The sequence below is a fragment of the Candidatus Frankia alpina genome (assembly GCF_902806485.1).
In the GTDB taxonomy this organism is placed as follows: domain Bacteria; phylum Actinomycetota; class Actinomycetes; order Frankiales; family Frankiaceae; genus Frankia; species Frankia alpina.
The window spans coordinates 1-5,287 of the sequence record NZ_CADCWT010000287.1; the positions used below are offsets into that span (position 1 = coordinate 1).

General features: G+C 71.7%; 4 protein-coding genes. All 4 read right to left on the reverse strand.

The window, feature by feature from the left end; genetic code table 11:
• Positions 1-35 precede the first annotated feature (35 nt).
• Complete coding sequence (fxsT, locus tag G6R25_RS20975; protein ID WP_235949304.1) at positions 36-3,077, reverse strand: FxSxx-COOH system tetratricopeptide repeat protein; 3,042 nt, start codon at positions 3,075-3,077, stop codon at positions 36-38.
• Complete coding sequence (locus G6R25_RS28125; RefSeq protein ID WP_235949306.1) at positions 3,038-3,901, reverse strand: tyrosine-protein kinase family protein; 864 nt, start codon at positions 3,899-3,901, stop codon at positions 3,038-3,040. Before G6R25_RS28125 ends, fxsT begins: the two co-directional genes overlap by 40 nt.
• Complete coding sequence (locus G6R25_RS20980) at positions 3,894-4,640, reverse strand: hypothetical protein (protein ID WP_163554291.1); 747 nt, start codon at positions 4,638-4,640, stop codon at positions 3,894-3,896. Before G6R25_RS20980 ends, G6R25_RS28125 begins: the two co-directional genes overlap by 8 nt.
• Before the next feature lie 175 nt (positions 4,641-4,815).
• Positions 4,816-5,190: a hypothetical protein gene (locus G6R25_RS20985; protein ID WP_235949309.1), complete on the reverse strand. Its 375-nt coding sequence runs from the start codon at positions 5,188-5,190 to the stop codon at positions 4,816-4,818.
• Positions 5,191-5,287: the final 97 nt, after the last annotated feature.

Sequence of the window (5,287 nt, forward strand, 5' to 3'; positions counted from 1 at the left end):
CAACGGGGCCAATACTCCGCGTAGCAGATCGCAACCTAGAACGATCTTCCCGGGGCCCTGGGGTGCGCCCGGTCCAGGGAAAGCTTGGCCTCCGCCAGCAGGTCACCGGCCAACCGGTGGGCCTCGTCGATCGCGCCGACGGCGATGCTTGCGGCGACGAGGTTCACCCCCGCGGCCAGCGTGAACGGATGGTGCAGGTAGAGCTCCTCGGCGAGGAGCTGGTAGCCCTGCTCGGCGAGCACGAGCGCCTCCGCGGGGCGGCCGTCGGCACGCAGGTAGATCGACAGATTGGACCGGCAGAGGTTGGTGAACGGGTGCTCCTGCCCGTGTAGGCGCAGGTACTCGTGCAGGCATGCCTGGGCCTCGACGACGGCCTCGTGATGCTGGCCGAGGGCGTGCAGGTGACCGGCGTGGCTGAGCCGGCAGGCGATGCTGCCCAGGTCCGCCTCGCCGTAGACGTCGACGTAGCGCGCCAGCGTCTGCGCGGCGAGATGCTCGGCCGTGTCCGGGCTGCCGCGCAGGCGTAGGGCGACCGCGAGGTGCTTGTTGCAGCGCAGCGTCAGATGGGTGTTCTCGCCCTCGATGCGGGCGAGGTTCGCCGCGGCCTCCCGCAACATTTCTTCCGCGGTCTCCAGGTCACCGAGCTCGCGGTGGCAGATGCCCGCGCGGGCCTGCAGCCACCAGAACTGGCCGGTGTCGGCGGCGCCGACCAGGCGAAGCCGCCCCAGCGTGTCCAGGCTGAGGTCGAGCGCCTGCCGGGGCCGGCCGTCGAGGAAGGTCGACAGGGCGAGGTTGCCGGCGGCCATGAGGGTGTTGAGATGGTTGTCGCCGAGCGTCCTGCGCAGGCCGATCAGGGTGCTGCTGTCCTCGGCCGCCGCCATCGCGAACCGGCCGAGCTCGCGGATGTCCACGCCGTAGCTCATCGCCGTGATCAGCGTGTGCCGGTGGTGGATGCCCAGCCAGTGGCGCTGGCGGGCGAGGGTGTCGGTGTCGAGGGTGTCGGTGTCGAGATCGTAGGCGAGCTGGAACCGGCCGAGGTCGCGCAGCAGGATCGCCAGATGGGTGGCCATCCGCAGGGTCAACGGGTCGTCCGAACCGAACAGCTTCCGCCAGCGGTCCAGCGCTTGCTGCGCCATGTCGCGGCCGACCTCCAGCCGCCCCGACCGCCACATCGCGTAGACCTGGTCGACCAGCCACTGCCGGACCCTGGACGACGGGCTGTCGATCGCACCGGCGGGCAGGACCTGCTCCTCCAGCTGCCGGTAGGTCGGCCAGCTGGCCGCGTCGGCGGGCCGCGGGGCGGCCAGCGCGATATCGGCGAACATCCCGAGTACCGCCGCGCGGGTCGCCTCCTGCTCGGCCGGGGACATCCGCTCGACGAGCAGCCGCTGCCAGCGCGCCGCCAGCCGCACCTGCCCCTCCGGCACGGCGTCGACCTCGGCCAGCCGCGGCTTGCGGATCTCCTCCCACAGCTCGGGCAGCACGGTCGGATCGGCGATCATGTCGTCGCCGACCTCCTCGGCCAGGTGACGCAGCATCATCGGGGACTCCAGCAGGGCCAGCGGGACGCCCTGCGCAGACAGGAAGGCGCACAGCTGCAACAGGCGGGCCGCCGCCCGCCGCATCGGACTGGCCGCCGATCGCAGCGTCTCGAACGACACCGTCCAGGTCATCGTCTCGGCCCTGGCACCGACGGCTTGGGCCAGGTAGGCGTCGACGGCGTGGCCGTCGATCTCCGCGCCGCGCCAGTCCTGGCGCAGCCGGCCGACCGCGGTGCGCAGGCCGGAGGGACGGTGGTCGAGCCGTTCGGCCAGCAGTTCCAGCCGCTCCCGGTCGACCGCTGGCAGCCACTGGCGCAGGAACGCCAGGCTCTCCTCGGGCTCGAACAGGTCCACCCAGATCGCGTCGGGCTGGTCCCGCCAGCCCGACGCGGACGAGGTGATCAGGACATGCCCGTTGGGCGTGACCGTCGGCAGCAGTCCGGTCAGCGTCTCCGGGTGCCCCGCGCCGTCGTAGACCAGCAACCAGCGCGGCGACGGGTCGCCGTGGCGAAGCGCGTCCAGCGCCACCCGTTCGAGCTGCTCCGACGGGGACCGCTGGGCCTGCGGCACGCTGCTGTCCGGACGCAGCAGGACGGCGAGGCCGGCCAGGGAACGGCGCACGGACGTCTCGTCGCCCGCCGGGATCCAGTGGACGATGTCGTAGTCGGCGTCGAACCGATGGGCGAACTGGGCCGCGACCGCGCTCTGGCCTATCCCCTCGCCGCCGAGCAGCAGCGCCGGCCCGGTGGCCCGCGCCCCGGGCAGCAACCGGTCGCGCAACCCGTCGAGCAGGGCGTGGCGGCCGACGAACCGCTGGTTGAACAGCGTAGGCATCGTCCAGATCCGCGGGCGGTGCGTCGGATAGCGGGGGGTGACCGCGGTGAGATCCCCGATTCCCGTCCCGAGGACGGGCAGGCCGAGGCGTTCGAGGACCTCGACGGCCGCCTCCCGCTCGGCGAGCGTCGTCACTCCGATCATCTCGGCGCCGGTGTAGGCCGAGTCCAGCCGCGTGGCGCCGACCTGGACGATGCTCGCCGCCGCCCGCCCCACCCCAGCGCGTCCCCGGGCCTGCACCACCGCGCGCAGCGCCGCCTCGCCCGGGGTGTCCAAGCCGAGGTTCGGGGAACCGACGACGACGAGCGCGTCGACCGCGGGGAAGTCCGTCGCGGCCCGCGAGGTCGGGGGCACCGAGCGCACCTGTACCCCGGTCGGGCCGAGCACGGAGACCAGCCAGTCGACCCAGGGTCGGTCCTCCGGCGCGCCGAAGACCGCCACCGAGCGCGGGGCGGGCGGCCCGTACTGCTCGAAGGCCCACAGCACCCGCTGCCGCTCCTCCTCGGGAACGGGTCGGGCGTCGACCGGCCCCTCCCCGGTGATCACCCCGGCCAGCACCCGGTAGGCGGCCTGCACCCCGGAACGGCTCGCGGGATCCTCGAGGAAGGTGGCCAGCACCTCCTCGTAGGCGTAGGCGGCCTTGTAAGGGACCTCCAGCTCGATCAGCCGGGCCCGCTGCGCCTCCTGGCTGGGGCCCCGCACAGGTCGGTCAGCGCCGGGCGGAACGCCTGGAAGGCCGCCCGGCGGCGGAGCTCCTGTTTACGCTGCTCGGTGTCCTCCACCCGCATCGGAACCGGCAAGACGCGGATGGGCCGCTCGCCGTCGCGGATCTGGTGCGCCACCTCGGCGCCGCCGTCGATGGACTGGTTGTTCAGCGCGAAGCCGACCACCACCGTGTCCGGCAGCAGCTGCGTGCAGATGCCCGCCGCGTCGGACGTGCCGGTCCGGCTGTCGATGAGGACGTAGTCGTATCCGGCGAAGCGCATACGCTCGCGCAGCGCGGCGACGTAGGCCCGCCCGTCGGCCTCGTCGAAGAACTCCGTCCAGGGCAACACGACCGCGACGACGGAATTCCTGGTCGTCTGCCGGCCTGGGCCGAGGAAGTCGATGCGCCCCCCGGCGGGGAAACCCGACCACTCGATGTTCTCGACGTCGTACCGGAAGTCGCTGTAACGGGAGATGATCTCTGCCACCGCGGCCTCGTCCGGCGGGCCGGCGAGCTCCGGCTGCCCCGGATGCCCGTTCTGCAGGCGCTCGATCTCCCGGATGAAATTCTCCAGCATCTCGGTGACGCCGTCGCTGCTGTCGAGCTCCTTGTTCTGCAGGAAGGGGCGGAAGTAGCGGTGCAGGCCGGGGGATTCCAGATCCCAGTCGACGGTGAGCACCCGCTTGCCGGCCGCCGCGAGCAGCCAGGCGACGTTCGCCACCGCCATCGTGCGCCCGGCGCCGCCCTTGAACGAGTAGAAGGTGACGATGTGCGCCGGCGTCTCGATGGCGGGGTCCGGCCCCCGGGTGGCCTCAGTCATCGTCTTCGCCCCTTTCCGCAACGCCGGCCCGACGCAGGATGGGCCGACGGGTGTGCTCGGGATCGGCCATCCGCCACCGGCGTTCCCAGCCGGGACGGAACGCCGCACGTGGTGCGGGCTCTTGCGGACCCTGGGCGACCGGTCCGCTCGCCCAGGCGGTCCGGCCGGAAAGCTGGACCAGCTCGACGTCGCGCTCGGACAGCGACGGCGGCCCGTCCGCTCGGGCCTGCGCGATCAACTCGACGACGGACGCGACCAGCTGCCGGTAGCAAGGCGAGGCAGGGGCGGCGCGGATCAGCCGCAACGCGCCACCCGCGGCGAACTGCGCGCCGAAGTCACCGTCGATCATGCCCTCCTGTCGGATCGGCGCCGGGGGCGAGACCGCCCGGATGGACCAGGGGACGCCGATCAGCGCCGGCGAGTGGCGCCCGGTGAAGTGCTGGTGCCAGCACAGCCGCTCCCGGAACAGCGACCATTCGAGCCGGCACTGCAAGTCGACAAAGTACACGTCGGAGTACAGCGCCACCAGCACCGGGCACAACAGCACCTGCGGGCTCGGCTGCCCTGCCGAACCCGGTGGACCCGCCGCGGACGCCTCGGTGCCAGCCACCCCACCGGTGAACTCCTCGCGGTGGCCGAGCCGCTCGTAGACGCCGTTCTGCACGTCGTCGGCGAAACGCCGAACATAGCTGCCGTCGCCGCCGGCGAGGGCATGATGCACAAGGAAGAAAGGGGTCACCGATGCCCCTCGGTTCGCATGCCACGACAGCCCGCCCGCCCCACCGTCACACCCACGCCTCTCACGTCCACAGCGACCAGCTCCAACCGGACCGCATTCTTTCCTCGACGGCCCCAGGATTCCGCTCCCGGGCCGCGACGCGCCGACGGCCGGGCGACCGATTCTGTGCGGTACATCACGACTCGGGATGGAACGGGGAACGCACGCGGTCGGCCGCGTCGGCTGCCAACGGAGGCAGCTGGTCGCGAGCAACATCCATGACCCGGTAGGCCAACAGACTCACATACTCCGCGAACGCCACCGGGTGTCGCATCAGATCCAGGACAGGCATTTTGTCATATTTCCGACCTAGCTCGATCGGCGCGATGTGCAGCTCCTGCGCGGCCTCGGGCACCTCCGCCTCCCGTACCAGCCACGGCACCGGAATAATGCCCGCCGGTGGTTTCCCTCCCGGCTCGGTCGCCCGGCGGATCCGTTCCTGAAAGACCCCGAACTCCTGCCCGCACCACTCGCTTTCGAAATAGTCGTCGCACCACAGGGCTACCAGCACCGGCGCGGTCCGCACGGCTTCGCGCAGCGCGGTCGGCCAGTGAAGCTATTCCGAAACCGCCAGGTTGATCCTTTCGAAACTCGGGTGACGGTCAGCG

What these genes read in the sequence shown, in the direction of transcription:
- G6R25_RS28125 (WP_235949306.1), bottom strand. Translation starts at nt 3,901, where the DNA reads ATGACTGAGGCCACCCGGGGGCCGGACCCCGCCATCGAGACGCCGGCG.